Consider the following 14,584-nt stretch of genomic DNA (forward strand, 5'->3'; position numbering starts at 1 on the left):
TCATAAAGATAAAACAGATGTGCGTCTGGCCCGCGGAAATCGCGGGCCGTTTAATTTAGGCGTTTGAACAGCTGCGCCAGCCCCTGCACCGCCCGCTCCGTCTCCTCTTGCCGAGTAAAATTGGCGAAGCCCAGCAGCAATCCTTGCCCCGCGGGATGGTCGATTCGCCAGTCCGACAACGCCTGCGCCGCCAGCCCCTGCTGCCAGGCTTGCGCCGCCAACGGCGTATCCGCCACCCCGTCACGCAGCCGTGCCAGCAGCTGAATACCGCCCTGTTGCGGCACCGCCGTCAGCCACGCTCCCAGCTGCCGTTCCAGCGCCTGCGTCAGCCACTCACGCCGCTGGCGGTACAGCGGCCGCATGCGTTTCAGGTGGCGGTAGAAATGCCCTTGCCGGATAAAATCCGCCACGCCGGCCTGCAGCAGCGGCGGGCAGCCGCAGCCACGTAGCCGGCTGCTGCGCGCAAAGGCCTCCGTCAGGCCGGCGGGCACCACCAGGTAGGCCATGCGCAGCGCCGGGAACAGCGTTTTGCTGAAGGTGCCGGCGTACAGCACCCGCCCCTGAACATCGAGGCTTTTCAGCGGCGGCAATGGCCGCCCGTGATAGCGAAACTCGCTGTCGTAGTCATCTTCCAGGATCCAGGCCCTGCGCTGCTGCGCCCAGTCGAGCAGCGCCATGCGCCGCGCCAGGCTGAGCGTGACGCCGAGCGGGCTTTGATGGGTCGGCGTCACCACCGCCAGCCGCGCCTCAGGCGCCGTCAGCCTACCGGCGGCCACGTCCATGCCTTGTTCATCCACCGGCACGGCGATCGGCCTGACGCCGGCGGCCCGCAGCAGCGGGCGCGTGACCGGATAGCCGGGATCTTCGATCCATACCGCGTCGCCGGCGTGCAACAGCGTCTCCACCACCCAGTCCAACAGCGCCGGATAACCGGCGCAGAGGAAAACCTGCTCCGGCCTGCAGCTGATGCCGCGCGACAAATGCAGATAATGGGCGATCGCCTCACGCAGCTCAGGCAGGCCGCCGGCCGGCGGCAGCGCCAGGGAAGACACCGTGGAACCGCGCAGCTGGCGGGCGACAATGCGCTGCCATAACGCCCGGGGAAACGCGTCCAACGCCGGCACGCCCAGTTGGAAAGGCTGCAGCATGCCCTGCGGCTGCAGCGGATCGGGCGCCATCGCCGCCAGCGGCGGCGCAGCGGATACCGCACCCGGCGGCACGTGCGGCAGCTGCGGCGAGACATAGGTGCCCGCCTGCCCACGGCTCTGCAAGAAACCTTCGGCAATAAGTTGCGCGTAGGCGCTTTCCACCGTGGCGCGCGCCACGCCCAGATCGCTCGCCAACCCGCGCACTGAGGGTAATCGGCTGCCCGCCGCCAGGCTGCCCTGGGCGATGGCGTCTTTAATCCGCAGGTAGATCTGCCGGTACAGCGGTTCCGCCAGCCGGTTGTCCAGCCGCAGCGAGGTCAGGAAAGATGGCATCATGGCCCGGTTAAATAATCATTTTATGGCCCTATAGCATAGACCATAAGGCCGCTAAAGTAGCGTCATGATTTCGTTACTACCGATTGAGGTTGACCATGATTAAGCAACGTTTGAACTATGCCGAGCTGGCGCCCGCCCCGTACAAAAATATGGTAAGCGCGCTGATGGCGCTGGAGAAAGGTGCCCTGGACAAGGCGACCATCGAGTTGATGTTTATGCGCGTTTCGCAGATCAACGGCTGCGCCTACTGCCTGGATATGCACGGCAAAGCGCTGCGCGAAAGCGGCTTCAGCCATGCCAAGCTGGATACGCTGGCGGGCTGGCGCGTCAGCCATGAGTTCAGCGAGCGCGAACGCGCCGCGCTGGAATGGGCCGAGTCGGTGACGCTGATCGCCGCCACCGGCGCACCGGACAGCGCTTTCGAGGCGCTGAAAGTGCACTTCAGCGATACCGAGATCGCCGATCTGACCTTCGCCATCAGCATCATGAACGCCTTCAACCGGCTGGCCGTCAGCATGCGTCAGTAATGCGCTCGATTCCCCCTCTTCACTGAGAGGGGGAATTTCTCACCCGCAAAAATTTTTTCCCTCGCCTTTTCCAGCCCCGGCGCGGCCTGCGCCTCCAACCCGACAAAACACCATATATAGCGTGGTTGATAAAACAAATATCAACATATAGTATTTTATGGGTCAGCCGCAGGGAGTGTCGTTCGGTTGATAACGCCGTCAGAAACGCCAGGAACGATGCTCCGTTATCTGACTTGTCCGCCTTTCCTTCAGTCTAAAGGTAAATGCGAATCATGAGCATTATTATTTACAGTAAGCCGGACTGTGTCCAGTGCAACGCCACCTATCGCGCATTTGATAAACAGGGGATTGATTATCAGGTGATCGATCTCACCCAGGATCAGCAGGCGCTGAATCACGTTAAATCCTTAGGTTATCAGCAAGTTCCGGTGATTATCGCCGGTGACGATCACTGGTCCGGGTTCCGGCCGGACAAGATCGGCGCGCTGGCGCTCACCTGCTGAGGCCCGCCGATGAATCCGCTGGTCTATTTCTCCAGCAGCTCGGAGAACACCCATCGGTTCGTTGAGAAACTGGGCCTGCCGGCGATCCGCATTCCGATCGCCGGTGCCCGCAGCAAATTGCTGATGGAACAACCCTATATCTTGATCGTGCCCAGCTATGGCGGCGGCAGCGCCGTCGGCGCGGTGCCGATCCAGGTCATCCGCTTTCTCAACGTTCCGCAAAACCGTTCACACCTGCGCGGCGTCATCGCCGCCGGGAACACCAACTTCGGCGCAGCATACGGCATCGCCGGCGACATCATCGCCAAAAAATGCCAGGTGCCTTTTTTGTACCGCTTCGAGCTGCTCGGCACCGCGCAAGACGTTGAAAACGTTCGACAGGGAGTAACCGCATTTTGGCAACGACAGAACTGACCAGGCCCGAGACGGGCGCGCTGGATTACCATTCGCTCAACGCGATGCTCAATCTCTACGATGCGGAAGGCCGGATCCAGTTCGATAAAGATCGGCTGGCGGCGCGGCACTACTTCCTGCAGCACGTCAACCAAAACACCGTGTTCTTCCATAACCTGGAGGAAAAGCTGCGCTATCTGGTGGAGGAAGGCTACTACGAGCCGCAGGTGCTGGCGCAGTACGAATTCCCGTTTATCAAGCAGCTATTCCAGCAGGCCTACGCCAAAAAATTCCGCTTCGAGACCTTCCTCGGTGCCTTTAAGTATTACACCAGCTATACGCTCAAAACCTTCGACGGCAAACGCTATCTGGAGCGCTACGAAGATCGGGTATGCATGGTGGCGCTGACGCTGGCGGCGGGCGACACCGGGCTGGCGCAGGATCTGGTGGAAGAGATGATTTCCGGCCGCTTCCAACCGGCCACCCCAACCTTCCTCAACTGCGGCAAACGCCAGCGCGGCGAGCTGGTCTCCTGCTTCCTGCTGCGTATCGAAGACAATATGGAATCGATCGGGCGAGCGGTGAACTCCGCGCTGCAGCTGTCGAAACGCGGCGGCGGCGTGGCCTTCCTGCTGAGCAATATTCGCGAGGTGGGCGCGCCAATCAAGCGCATCGAGAACCAGTCCTCCGGCGTCATTCCGATCATGAAAATGCTCGAAGACGCCTTCTCCTACGCCAACCAGCTCGGCGCGCGCCAGGGGGCCGGCGCGGTGTATCTCAATGCCCACCACCCGGACATTCTGCGTTTCCTCGACACCAAACGGGAAAACGCCGACGAGAAGATCCGCATCAAAACGCTGTCGCTGGGGGTGGTGATCCCGGATATTACCTTCGAGCTGGCGAAGAACAACGAAGAGATGTACCTGTTCTCACCCTACGACGTCGAACGGGTGTACGGCGTGCCGTTTTCGGAGATTGCCGTCAGCGAGAAATATCGCGAGATGGTGGACGACAAGCGCATCCGCAAGTCGCGCATCAACGCGCGCGAGTTCTTCCAGGTGCTGGCGGAGATCCAGTTCGAATCCGGCTACCCGTACGTGATGTTCGAGGACACCGTCAACCGGGAAAATCCGATCGCCGGGCGCATCAACATGAGCAACCTGTGTTCGGAGATCCTGCAGGTCAACCGCGCCAGCACGTATCACGAGGATCTGAGCTACGATCGCATCGGCAAGGACATCTCCTGCAACCTCGGCTCGCTGAACATCGCCAAAACCATGGACGCGCCGGACTTCGGCAAGGCGATCGAGACCGCGATCCGCGCGCTGACTGCGGTGGCCGACATGAGCGATATCCGCTCGGTGCCGTCGATCGCCGAGGGCAACCGCAGCGCCCGCGCCATCGGCCTGGGCCAGATGAACCTGCACGGTTACCTGGCGCGCGAGCGCATTTTCTACGGCTCGGAAGAAGGCATCGACTTCACCAACCTCTATTTCTATACCGTGGCCTATCACGCCATTCGCGCCTCGAACCGGCTGGCGATCGAGCGCGGCGGCGCCTTCGACGGTTTTGAACACTCCCGCTATGCCAGCGGCGAGTACTTCGACAAGTACACCGAACGCGACTGGCTGCCGCAAACCGAGCGGGTACGCGAGCTGTTCGCCGCCGCCGGCATCGCCATTCCGGGCCGCGACGACTGGCGCGCGCTGCGCCAGTCGGTGATGCTGCACGGGCTGTACAATCAGAACCTGCAGGCGGTGCCGCCGACCGGTTCCATCTCGTACATCAACAACGCCACCTCCAGCATCCACCCGATCGTCTCGCGCATCGAGATCCGCAAGGAAGGCAAGATCGGCCGCGTTTACTACCCGGCGCCCTACATGACCAACGACAACCTGGCGTATTACCAGGATGCCTACGAGATTGGCCCGGAAAAGATCATCGATACCTACGCCGCCGCCACGCAGCACGTCGATCAGGGGCTGTCGCTGACGCTGTTCTTCCGCGATACCGCCACCACCCGCGATATCAACCGCGCGCAGATCTACGCCTGGCGCAAAGGCATCAAGACCATTTACTACATCCGCCTGCGCCAGATGGCGCTGGAAGGCACCGAGGTGCAGGGCTGCGTGTCCTGCTCGCTGTGAGGCAACTTATGACGACCCTAACATCGGCGCCGCTGGTGCGCGCCATCAACTGGAACATCATCGAAGACGACAAGGATCTGGAGGTATGGAACCGCCTGACCTCCAACTTCTGGCTGCCGGAGAAGGTGCCGCTGTCCAACGATATCCCCTCCTGGGCCACGCTGACACCGAAGGAGCAGCAGCTGACCATTCGGGTGTTTACCGGGCTGACGCTGCTGGACACCATCCAGAACACCGTCGGCGCGCCGGCCCTGATCGCCGATGCGCTGACGCCGCACGAAGAGGCGGTGTACTCCAACATCAGCTTTATGGAGGCGGTACACGCCCGCTCGTACAGCTCAATCTTCTCCACCCTGTGCCAAACGCCGGACGTGGACGATGCCTACCGCTGGAGCGAGGAAAACCGCGCGCTGCAGAAAAAGGCCGGCATCATTCTGGCCCACTACCGCAGCGACGATCCGCTGTTGAAGAAGGTTGCCAGCGTGTTCCTCGAGTCGTTCCTGTTCTATTCGGGCTTTTATCTGCCGATGTACTGGTCGAGCCGCGCCAAGCTGACCAACACCGCCGATCTGATCCGCCTGATCATCCGCGACGAGGCGGTGCACGGCTACTACATCGGCTATAAGTTCCAGAAAGGGCTGGAGAAAGTGGACGCCGCGCGGCGCCGGCAGGTGAAAAACTTCGCCTTCGACCTGATGCAGGATTTGTACGACAACGAGGTGCGCTACACCGAGGAGCTGTACGACGGCGTCGGCTGGACGGAAGACGTGAAAACCTTCCTGCACTACAACGCCAACAAGGCGCTGATGAATCTGGGATATGAAGCGCTGTTCCCACCGGCGATGGCGGAGGTCAACCCGGCTATCCTGTCGGCATTGTCGCCGAACGCCGATGAAAACCACGACTTCTTCTCCGGCTCCGGTTCGTCTTACGTCATCGGCAAGGCGGTCAACACCGAGGATGAGGACTGGGATTTCTGAGGGCTGGCTGGCCGTATCAGGAAAAGGCTTTCGCGGGAGTGCGACGTGTCGTGCTCCCGCGACTATGTGTTTTGCTTGAAGGCCGCACGCAGCTCAAGCCGCCGCCAAATAGCGCGTTTCTCCGCGTCGCTGGCGGTCGGCCAGGCGGCGATCTCCGCCCGCGTGCGCCGACATCCCCGGCACCGCTGGGTTTCGTCGTCGATGCGGCACAGGCTGACGCAGGGCGATCTCACGCCGTGCTGGAATTGCTGATTGTCGCCCGCCATAAACCGCCCTTGATGTGATGTGTGCCGCCACAGGATACCCGATCCTGCGGCGGCGCGTCGTCAATCAGATGATGCCGCCGTTGGCGCGCAGGGTTTGGCCGTTGATCCAGCCGCCGTCGTTCCCGGCGAGGAAGGCCACCGCCGCGGCGATATCTTCCGGCGTGCCCAGGCGCTCCAGCGGCGCCATCTTCGCCAGCCGCTCGATAAGCTCCGGGGTTTTACCGTCGAGGAACAGCCCGGTCGCGGTCGGCCCCGGCGCAACGGCGTTCACCGTGATATTGCGGCCGCGCAGCTCTTTTGCCAGCACGCTGGTCAGCGCCTCGATCGCCGCCTTGCTGGCGGCATACATGCCGTACCCCGGCTGCAGCAGCCCCACCACGCTGGAGGAGAAGTTGATGATGCGGCCGTTGTCGCGCAGGCGCTTCGCCGCCTCGCGCATCGTGTTGAAACTGCCTTTCAGGTTGATGTCGATCAGGCGATCCGCGTCTTCATCGCGCATGTCCGCCACCGGTGCCAGCGCCATCACCCCGGCGTTGTTGACCAGCACGTCGACGCCGCCAAACGCCTGTTCGGCGCTGTCGAACAATCGGGAAACCGCTGCCGCATCGCTGACGTCGGCTTTGGCGCCGAGCGCGCGGCCGCCCGCCTGTTCTATCTTGCGCACCAGTTCATCGGCCGGCGCCGGGTTGCCTGAATAGTTGATGATGACGGTAAAACCGTCGGCGGCCAGACGCTCGGCGATGGCGGCGCCGATGCCGCGCGATGCGCCGGTGACGATGGCGACGCGTTGAGTGGCGTGCTGCATAAGTCTCTCCTCCTGGGTCAGTGAGTTGTCATCATGCACCTTTCGGCACGGCGAATAATCCCCTATTCTTCGTTATCACTATCCGAAATAAACGAACAATTATGGACAGAATCGACGCCATGCGCCTGTTCACCCGCGTGGTAGAACAACGCAGCTTTACCCAGGCGGCGCAGGATCTGAACCTGCCGCGCTCCACCGTGACCGACGCCATCAAACAGCTCGAAGCCCGGCTGCAGGTCAGGCTGCTGCAGCGCACCACCCGCCACGTCAGCCCGACGCTGGACGGCGAAGCCTACTATCAGCGCTGCCTGAGCATTCTGGCGGACATCGAAGAGGCGGAGATGGCGTTCGCCGGCGCCAAACCGCGCGGGCTGCTGCGCATCGAGGTGCACGGCACGCTGGCGCGCCATTTTCTGTTGCCCGACTTGCCTGATTTTTTGGCGCAATACCCGGATATCGAGCTCTATATGAGCGAAGGCGATCGGCTGGTGGACGCGCTACGGGAGGGCATCGACTGCGTGGTGCGCGTCGGCAAACTGCGGGACAGCGACATGGTGGCGCGCCGCCTGGGCGAGCTGGAAGAGGTGACCTGTGCCGCCCCGGCCTACCTGCAGCGCTTCGGCACGCCGCAAAGCCTGGACGATCTGCGCCATCACCGCATGGTGGGCTTTCGCTCTTCGGCGACCGGTGCGCTGATGCCGCTGGCGTTCACGGTGGCGGGGCAAGCGCAGCCCATCACGCTGCCGGCGACGGTGTCGGTCAGCGCGGCGGAGAGCCTGGTCGCCGCCGCCCGCGCCGGGTTGGGCATCATTCAGGTGCCGCGTTATCATCTGCGCGGCGATCTGGCCGACGGCAGCCTGTTGCCGCTGCTGCCGGATTGGCCTTCTCCGCCGATGCCGGTCTCGCTGCTTTATCCGCGCAACCGCCAGCTCTCGCCGCGGGTGCGCGTGTTTCTCGACTGGTTCAGCCGGGTGTTCGCCGAGCGGAACCGATAACAAGAGCGTGCGTTACAGCGCGCCGTAGTTCAACGGCACCCAGGTGTAACCGTCGCCCTGGCGGTTCAGATACCCCAACCCCGGGAACGACAGGTGTGCGCCGCCGACCAGTTCGCTCTGCCGCGCGCTGTCGCCAAATATCCGCAGCCGCTGAGCGACCGCCGCCTTGGCGTCGCTGTCAAAGCTGATAGCCACCTTCGGATGCGGCAACTGCACCGCCGCTACGTGGATCAGATCCCCCAGCAACAACAGCTTTTTGCCCTGGCTCGTCACCTGATAGACGCTGTGCCCCGGCGTATGCCCGTGGGCGGCAAAGGCGGCGATGCCCGGCGAAAGCTCGCCGTCGCCGTTGAATGGCTTAAAGTGCCCGGCCGCCTGATAAGGCTTGATCGCCGCCTGGGCTCTTTCGAAGTTGCTTTTATTTTCCGCGTTGGCCCGTTTCAGCTGGTCGGCGCTCAGCCAGAAGTCCGCGTCCTGGCTGGCGGCGCGCACCACCGCATTGGGGAATACCGCCTTGCCGTCGTGCGTCAGGCCGCCGAGGTGATCCGGGTGCATGTGGGTCAGGTAGATCTCATCCACCTGCTCCGGTTGGTAGCCCGCCGCGCGCAGGTTATCCACCAGCTTGCCCAGGCCGTCGCCCAGCAGTTGGCCGGCGCCGCTGTCGATCATCACCAGCTTGTCGCCGGTATTGATCAGATAGGCATTGACCGAGGTGACCACCGGCAGGCTTTGATGCCGCTCGGCCAACCCGGCGGCGATCTGCTGCGGCGTGGTGTTGAGCAACAGCTTGTCCGCCGGCAGGCGAATGACGCCGTCGGACAACGCGGTCACTTCAAAGCCGCCCAGCATGATGCGGTAAAATCCCGGCGTCGGGGTTTTGGCCTGCGGCGCGGCGGCCCCGGCCTGTAATGACATAACGGCCAGCGCCGCGCCCAGCAGACAACGTTTCCAGAACATGATGACTCCTTGCGATAATTGGACAGCGCTAAGTATTGACGCAAAAGGTCCGATGCGCCTGTTTAATAAATGCCTTTGATAAATATATAAATAATATATTTATTATGAATAATTTTGTTTGCCGAGCCACACAACCCCAATCCATATTTTCTCGCTCGCCACTTGGTTATTTTTCTTACTCCCTAAACCAATAGTGAGGAAATATCATGAACTATCAATTCGAAAATCTGGTCTTTGAAGGCGGCGGCGTAAAAGGCATCGCCTATGGCGGCGCGCTGGAATTGCTGGAAGCCAAAGGCATCATGCCGCAGATCAAGCAAACCTCCGGCGCCTCGGCGGGCGCCATCGCCGCGCTGCTGGTCGGCCTGGGCTGCAGCTCGGCGGACGTCACTAAAATTCTGTCGGCGATGGATTTTAAAAAATTCCTCGATTATAACGGCGGCTTTTTCGGTACGCTCCAGGACGCCTACCGCCTGTTCAATCAATACGGCATCGCGCCCGGCGATTATTTCTATCAATGGTCGCGCGATATTATCAAGCAATATACCGGCAAGCCGGATATTACCTTCGAGCAGTTCGAAGCGATGAAAGCGGCGAAAGGGTTCAAGTCGATTTACTTTATCGGCGCCAACCTCAACAGCGGCCAGCGCGAGGTCTATTCGCATCGCACCACGCCGCGCATGAAAGTGGCGGACGGCCTGCGCATTTCGATGTCGTTCCCGTTCGCCTTCGTGGCGAAGAACAATACCCTGGGCGATCTGTGCATCGACGGCGGCATGATCGACAACTACCCGGTGCGGCTGTTCGACTATGACTTTTCCGCCACGCCGCCTTATATCGACAGTTCCAGCCAGCGCATCAACACCCGCACCCTGGGCCTTCGCCTGGACTCCGCCGGCGAAATCGCCCAGGCCGCCGGGCAGGCCGGCCCGCGCACGCCGGTCAACAACCTGTTTGATTTCACCCTGGCGGTGGCCAACGTGATGCTGGACATCCAAACCAAGGTGCACCTGGACAGCGACGACTGGAAGCGCACCGTGTATGTCGACACGCTCGACGTCGGCACGCTGGAGTTCGGCATCAGCGAGGAGAAGAAACGCGCGCTGATCGAATCCGGCCGCCGCGGCGTAGAGCGCTACTTCGCCTGGTACGACGCCGCCATGAAACAGGCAGCGTAACCGGTATTACCCCTGCCCGCGCGTACGGCCGGCGCGCGGGCAAAAAAAATCCCCGCGGGGGCGGGGAAAGGCAAAGTAACGCTAAGGATTTATAGGAGTTATACGAAGAACTTGGCCAACACCAGCAGCGACAGCGAGACGTTGATAGCGCCGCCGATACGCGTCGCGATCTGGGCAAACGGCATCAGCGACATGCGGTTGCCGGCGGTGAGGATCGCGACGTCGCCGGTACCGCCCTGCCCGCTTTGGCAGCAGGAGACAATCGCCACGTCGATAGGGTGCATGCCGATTTTCTTGCCGACGAAGAAACCGGTCGCCACCAGCGCGCTGACGGTTGTGACGATCACGATCAGATTCTGTACGGTGAACGCGTCCACCAGCTCCTGCCACGGCGTGATGGCCACGCCGACCGCGAACAGGATCGGATAAGTCACGGCGGTGCGGAAGAATTTGTACACCACCTGCGAGCCTTCCTGAATGCGCGGCGACACCCCGTGCGCCAGCTTCACCGCCACGGCGGCGAACAGCATGCCCACCGGCGCCGGCAGACCGATCAGGCGGTGCAGCAGCATGCCTACCATATACAGCAGGATGGCCAGCAGCGCGCCGCAGGCGATGGTGCTGACGTCCACCTTGCCGCTGATTTTTTCCACCGCGTTCATGTCGCTGTCGCCCTGCTTGCTCGGCATCAGGCTGCCTTCGCCGGTCAGGTGCGGATAACGCTTGCCCAGTTGGTTGAGCAGGCCGGCGATGACGATGGCGGTCAGGCTGCCGAGCATCACGATCGGCAGAATGCGCCCCAACGCCACGCCCTGCTCCATGTGCAGGATCGCCGCGTAGCCCATCGACAGCGGGATCGCCCCTTCACCCACGCCGCCGGCCATGATCGGCAGGATCAGGAAGAAGAAGATCTGGAACGGCTCCAGGCCCAGCGCCATGCCGACGCCCATCCCCACCAGCATGCCGACGATCTCGCCGCACAGCATCGGAATGAAGATGCGCAGGAAGCCCTGGATCAGCACCTGGCGGTTCATGCTCATGATGCTGCCGACAATGATGCAGCAGATGTAGAGATAAAGAATGTTGGTCGATTTGTAGAACTTGGTGGTCGACTCCACCACCACGTCCGGCAGCAGACCGTAGTGCACCAGCGCGGAAGGAATGAAGGTGGCGCAGATCGCCGCCGCGCCCATTTTGCCGATCAGCGGCAGGCGCTTGCCGAATTCGCCGCAGGCGAAACCGAAGAACGCCAGGGTGGCCACCATCACCACGATATCGCTCGGCAATTTGCCTTCCAGGCAGTCGAGCAGAATCAATACGCCGGCCAGAATAAAGAACGGTAACGGAATAATCCCTACTTTATAATTGTCCAGTATCCGCCACCATTTCTCACGCAGAGAAATATCGGCGGCCTTGTCTTTGGCTACGAGGTAAGAATCATCTGTTGTGCTCATAATCTGGCCTCTTATTAGTTTGTTCAGCCATCATAGAGAAGCGCACGGATTATCTGCTGTGATTATGTTCAAAGTTAAAAAGGGTTTTTAATGGTGGTTATGGTTTCTATGGGGTTAATTAAGATTATGTAAAAACCGGCGTGGTTTTAATGGTGTTAATACCGTTTTTATTTTAAAGCTTATCAACTTTATCGCAGACGAACAATTCTCGTCCGGTTCACTCTAATCCCGTGTGAGGGATCACAAGTTGATCGGGCGCAATATTACAGACCCCGCTTCTCGTGATAGGGTAAGGCTTCAGGATCTCTTTACGGTGAAGCACCGCCATGCGCCTCAAACTCTCATTTCAAATCAAGCTGTTTCTGTGCCTGGTGGCCTTCTCCTGCCTGCTGCTGACCTGTATCGGCGCCTATACCTATTACCAGCTGGATGCGCAGCTGCACCGCGATCTCGGCGCCCGCGCCCAGGTACAGGCGCGGGAAATCGCCCTCATTCCTTCGCTGGTGGACGCAGTGGAGAACAACGACGCCGCCCGGATCGCCGCGCTGATGAAAAAAATCCGCGCCAGCAGCGACGCCAGTTATATCGTCATCGGCGATAATCATGCCCGCCACCTTTATCATTCCGAATATGAAGGCCGCCTGGGCACGCCGATGATCGGCGGCGATAATAAAGAGGTGCTGGAAGGAAAAAGCATTATTTCCATTCGCAAGGGCGGCATTGGCGTTTCATTGCGCAGCAAGGCGCCGATCGTGGATGAAAATAATCGCGTGATCGGCATCGTTTCGGTCGGCTATTTGAAATCGCATATCGATAATTTAAATGCCAGGACGTTGACGCAAATTATCGGCTCCATCGTCCTGCTACTGATCGCCCTGTTCGTCTTTTCCTGGCTGCTGTCGAAAAACCTCAAGCGCCAGATGTTCTGGCTGGAGCCGAAAGAGATCGCGCTATTGGTGCGCCAACAAAAAGCGCTGCTGGAAGCCATCTATGAAGGGGTGATCGCCATCGATCCGCAGCTGCGGATCATCACCATCAACCATGCGGCGCGCGAGCTGCTGGATCTGCACCAGCCCGCCGCCGGCTTGCTGGGCCGGCCGATCGGCGACGTGATCCAGGCGCAGCCGAACTTCTTCGCCGCCGCGCAGCTGGGCCAGGATACGCATGACGAGGTGTGCCGCTTCAACCACGTGCGGGTGATCGCCAGCCGGGTGCGCATCATGCAGGAACAGGAGCTGCAAGGCTGGGTGATCAGCTTCCGCGACAAGAACGATATCAATACCCTGAGCAGCCAGCTCAGCCAGGTGAAACGCTATGCCGACAACCTGCGCATCATGCGCCACGAGCAGCTGAACTGGACCGCGACGCTGGCCGGGCTGCTCCATATGCAGCGCTACGACGAGGCCATCCGCTACGTGGAGGCCCAGTCGGAGGGCGCGCAGGAGATCCTCGATTTCATCTCGCAGCGCTTCAGCTCGGCGGCGCTGTGCGGGCTGCTGCTGGGCAAATACTCCAGCGCCAGAGAAAAAGGCATTGAGCTGCGCTTCGATCCGGCCTGCCAGCTGCGGCAGATCCCGGCGGCGCTGAATGAGACCGAACTGATGTCGATCGTCGGCAACCTGTTGGATAATGCCGTGGAGGCGACGCTGCACTGCCCGGCCCCGCACGAAGCGATCGAGCTTTATATCAGCGACGGCAGCGACGAGCTGGTGATCGAGGTGGCGGATCGCGGCACCGGCATCGCCGAGGAGATTCGTGATACGCTGTTTGAACAGGGCGTCACCACCAAAGCGGATAAAAGCGACCACGGCATCGGCCTGCATCTGGTCGCCAGCCACGTGGCGCAGGCGCACGGCAGCATAGAAGTGTCGGACAACGAGCCGCACGGCGCGATATTCTCTATATTTATCCCTAAATAAAACCCATAACCCGATTTTTTGAGCACCCGATTATGTCACACCAAGCACTGGACGTTCTGATCGTGGAAGACGAGCCGCAACTGGCGACGCTGCACGCGGAGTTCATCGAGAAAAATTTCAACCTGCGGGTGGTGGCTTACGCCGCCACGCTGGCCGAAGCGCGGGCCAAAGCCAATACGCATCAGCCGCGGCTGATCCTGCTGGATAACTTCCTGCCGGACGGCCAGGGCATCGAGCTGATGGAAGAACCGGCGGTGAAGAACCCCGCCTGCTCGGTGATCTTCATCACCGCCGCCAGCGACATGCATACCTGCAGCCAGGCGATCCGCAACGGCGCCTTCGACTACATCATCAAGCCGGTGTCTTACAAGCGGCTGCGCAATTCGCTCGAACGCTTCATGCAGTTTGTGCAGACCCAGCGCACCTTCAAGATTATCGATCAGGACAACGTCGATGCGCTGTACAACCTGCAGTCGAAGCAGTTCTCCAGCGAGCCGAGCGCCAAAGGCATCGAAACCAATACCCTCGAGCTGGTGCAGGCGCTGTTTATCGCCCAGCCGGCGGTGGCGCATGCGGTGGAAGACGTGGTGGAGCAGGTCGGCATCAGCAAGACCACCGCCCGCCGTTATCTGGAATATTGCGTCGCCACCCAGTTCGTGCGGGTGGAGATGCTGTACGGCAATATCGGCCATCCGCGGCGGCTATATCGCAAGGCCTGAGGCTGCCATCTGGCTGTCATATTACGGCGATAACATAGCGCCCGACGATATCCCCCTCGATATCGGCACCTGTCGTTAAAACTGATGAAATACTGATGACTTTTGCCCGGCCTCTGGTCGGGTTTTTTATTATCCGAACGGCAGACGCAGAAGCGAAATATCTCATTGCTTCACGCCACGTTATTTCCCCCAAAACCAATCCATTATGGCGAATAACGGCCGTCAATTTTGAGTCACGGGCCAAATTACCATAACTA

At 60.7% G+C, this 14,584-nt stretch carries 14 protein-coding genes; 9 read left to right on the forward strand and 5 right to left on the reverse strand.

Annotated features, from left to right (window positions below; genetic code table 11):
- Window positions 1-50: 50 nt before the first annotated feature.
- Window positions 51-1,484, reverse strand: coding sequence for a MocR-like pyridoxine biosynthesis transcription factor PdxR (gene pdxR, locus QOL81_RS21110; RefSeq protein WP_283440016.1), 1,434 nt, complete (start codon window positions 1,482-1,484; stop codon window positions 51-53).
- 95 nt (window positions 1,485-1,579) lie between these two features.
- Between pdxR and QOL81_RS21115 the strand changes: the two genes are divergently transcribed.
- From QOL81_RS21115 to nrdF, 5 genes are all read left to right on the forward strand, one after another.
- Window positions 1,580-2,011, forward strand: coding sequence for a carboxymuconolactone decarboxylase family protein (locus QOL81_RS21115; RefSeq protein WP_197653513.1), 432 nt, complete (start codon window positions 1,580-1,582; stop codon window positions 2,009-2,011).
- Window positions 2,012-2,283: 272 nt separating this feature from the next.
- The gene (gene nrdH, locus QOL81_RS21120) at window positions 2,284-2,514 is read left to right on the forward strand and encodes a glutaredoxin-like protein NrdH (RefSeq protein ID WP_004928934.1); all 231 of its coding nucleotides are present in this window, start codon (window positions 2,284-2,286) and stop codon (window positions 2,512-2,514) included.
- Window positions 2,515-2,523: 9 nt separating this feature from the next.
- Window positions 2,524-2,928: a class Ib ribonucleoside-diphosphate reductase assembly flavoprotein NrdI gene (gene nrdI, locus QOL81_RS21125; RefSeq protein ID WP_070913750.1), complete on the forward strand. Its 405-nt coding sequence runs from the start codon at window positions 2,524-2,526 to the stop codon at window positions 2,926-2,928.
- Window positions 2,910-5,054: a class 1b ribonucleoside-diphosphate reductase subunit alpha gene (gene nrdE, locus QOL81_RS21130; protein ID WP_072265494.1), complete on the forward strand. Its 2,145-nt coding sequence runs from the start codon at window positions 2,910-2,912 to the stop codon at window positions 5,052-5,054. The genes nrdI and nrdE overlap by 19 nt, the downstream gene beginning before the upstream one ends.
- An 8-nt stretch (window positions 5,055-5,062) precedes the next feature.
- On the forward strand, window positions 5,063-6,034 hold the full coding sequence (gene nrdF, locus QOL81_RS21135; RefSeq protein ID WP_038872807.1) for a class 1b ribonucleoside-diphosphate reductase subunit beta: 972 nt from the start codon (window positions 5,063-5,065) through the stop codon (window positions 6,032-6,034).
- Window positions 6,035-6,096: 62 nt separating this feature from the next.
- On the opposite strand, the gene QOL81_RS21140 is transcribed toward nrdF, so the two are convergent.
- Together QOL81_RS21140 and QOL81_RS21145 are read right to left on the reverse strand one after the other, a co-directional pair.
- Window positions 6,097-6,300, reverse strand: coding sequence for a DUF1289 domain-containing protein (locus tag QOL81_RS21140; RefSeq protein ID WP_060425090.1), 204 nt, complete (start codon window positions 6,298-6,300; stop codon window positions 6,097-6,099).
- Between the two features lie 64 nt (window positions 6,301-6,364).
- Window positions 6,365-7,105, reverse strand: coding sequence for an SDR family oxidoreductase (locus QOL81_RS21145; RefSeq protein WP_060425092.1), 741 nt, complete (start codon window positions 7,103-7,105; stop codon window positions 6,365-6,367).
- A gap of 101 nt (window positions 7,106-7,206) precedes the next feature.
- Between QOL81_RS21145 and QOL81_RS21150 the strand changes: the two genes are divergently transcribed.
- A complete protein-coding gene (locus QOL81_RS21150; RefSeq protein ID WP_048234590.1) occupies window positions 7,207-8,100 on the forward strand; it encodes a LysR family transcriptional regulator in 894 nt (297 codons plus the stop codon).
- Between the two features lie 12 nt (window positions 8,101-8,112).
- Here the strand turns inward: QOL81_RS21150 and QOL81_RS21155 are convergent, their stop codons facing one another.
- Window positions 8,113-9,057 (reverse strand): MBL fold metallo-hydrolase, encoded by a 945-nt coding sequence (locus QOL81_RS21155; RefSeq protein WP_060425094.1) that lies wholly within the window; start codon window positions 9,055-9,057, stop codon window positions 8,113-8,115.
- A 206-nt stretch (window positions 9,058-9,263) separates the two neighbouring features.
- On the opposite strand from QOL81_RS21155, the gene QOL81_RS21160 reads away from it, so the two are divergent.
- Window positions 9,264-10,235, forward strand: a complete 972-nt coding sequence (locus tag QOL81_RS21160) for a patatin-like phospholipase family protein (protein ID WP_048234592.1) — start codon at window positions 9,264-9,266, stop codon at window positions 10,233-10,235.
- A gap of 98 nt (window positions 10,236-10,333) precedes the next feature.
- Here QOL81_RS21160 and QOL81_RS21165 read toward each other — a convergent pair whose 3' ends face one another.
- On the reverse strand, window positions 10,334-11,689 hold the full coding sequence (locus QOL81_RS21165) for a 2-hydroxycarboxylate transporter family protein (RefSeq protein WP_060441094.1): 1,356 nt from the start codon (window positions 11,687-11,689) through the stop codon (window positions 10,334-10,336).
- A 326-nt stretch (window positions 11,690-12,015) separates the two neighbouring features.
- Here QOL81_RS21165 and QOL81_RS21170 point away from each other — a divergent pair, with 326 nt between their 5' ends.
- Together QOL81_RS21170 and QOL81_RS21175 are read left to right on the forward strand one after the other, a co-directional pair.
- Entirely contained in the window at window positions 12,016-13,608 is a 1,593-nt protein-coding gene (locus QOL81_RS21170) for an ATP-binding protein (protein ID WP_060441095.1), read from the forward strand.
- A 32-nt stretch (window positions 13,609-13,640) separates the two neighbouring features.
- Window positions 13,641-14,327: a response regulator gene (locus tag QOL81_RS21175; protein WP_048234594.1), complete on the forward strand. Its 687-nt coding sequence runs from the start codon at window positions 13,641-13,643 to the stop codon at window positions 14,325-14,327.
- Window positions 14,328-14,584 lie beyond the last annotated feature (257 nt).

It is taken from the genome of Serratia sp. CC22-02 (genome assembly GCF_900182895.1).
GTDB classification, from domain to species: domain Bacteria; phylum Pseudomonadota; class Gammaproteobacteria; order Enterobacterales; family Enterobacteriaceae; genus Serratia; species Serratia nevei.

Coding starts and splice junctions, on each gene's coding strand:
- QOL81_RS21160 (WP_048234592.1), top strand. CDS start 9,264: ATGAACTATCAATTCGAAAATCTGGTCTTTGAAGGCGGCGGCGTAAAA.
- nrdF (WP_038872807.1), top strand. CDS start 5,063: ATGACGACCCTAACATCGGCGCCGCTGGTGCGCGCCATCAACTGGAAC.
- QOL81_RS21155 (WP_060425094.1), bottom strand. CDS start 9,057: ATGTTCTGGAAACGTTGTCTGCTGGGCGCGGCGCTGGCCGTTATGTCA.
- QOL81_RS21175 (WP_048234594.1), top strand. CDS start 13,641: ATGTCACACCAAGCACTGGACGTTCTGATCGTGGAAGACGAGCCGCAA.
- QOL81_RS21145 (WP_060425092.1), bottom strand. CDS start 7,105: ATGCAGCACGCCACTCAACGCGTCGCCATCGTCACCGGCGCATCGCGC.
- QOL81_RS21140 (WP_060425090.1), bottom strand. CDS start 6,300: ATGGCGGGCGACAATCAGCAATTCCAGCACGGCGTGAGATCGCCCTGC.
- pdxR (WP_283440016.1), bottom strand. CDS start 1,484: ATGATGCCATCTTTCCTGACCTCGCTGCGGCTGGACAACCGGCTGGCG.
- QOL81_RS21150 (WP_048234590.1), top strand. CDS start 7,207: ATGGACAGAATCGACGCCATGCGCCTGTTCACCCGCGTGGTAGAACAA.
- QOL81_RS21115 (WP_197653513.1), top strand. CDS start 1,580: ATGATTAAGCAACGTTTGAACTATGCCGAGCTGGCGCCCGCCCCGTAC.
- QOL81_RS21165 (WP_060441094.1), bottom strand. CDS start 11,689: ATGAGCACAACAGATGATTCTTACCTCGTAGCCAAAGACAAGGCCGCC.
- nrdH (WP_004928934.1), top strand. CDS start 2,284: ATGAGCATTATTATTTACAGTAAGCCGGACTGTGTCCAGTGCAACGCC.
- nrdI (WP_070913750.1), top strand. CDS start 2,524: ATGAATCCGCTGGTCTATTTCTCCAGCAGCTCGGAGAACACCCATCGG.
- QOL81_RS21170 (WP_060441095.1), top strand. CDS start 12,016: ATGCGCCTCAAACTCTCATTTCAAATCAAGCTGTTTCTGTGCCTGGTG.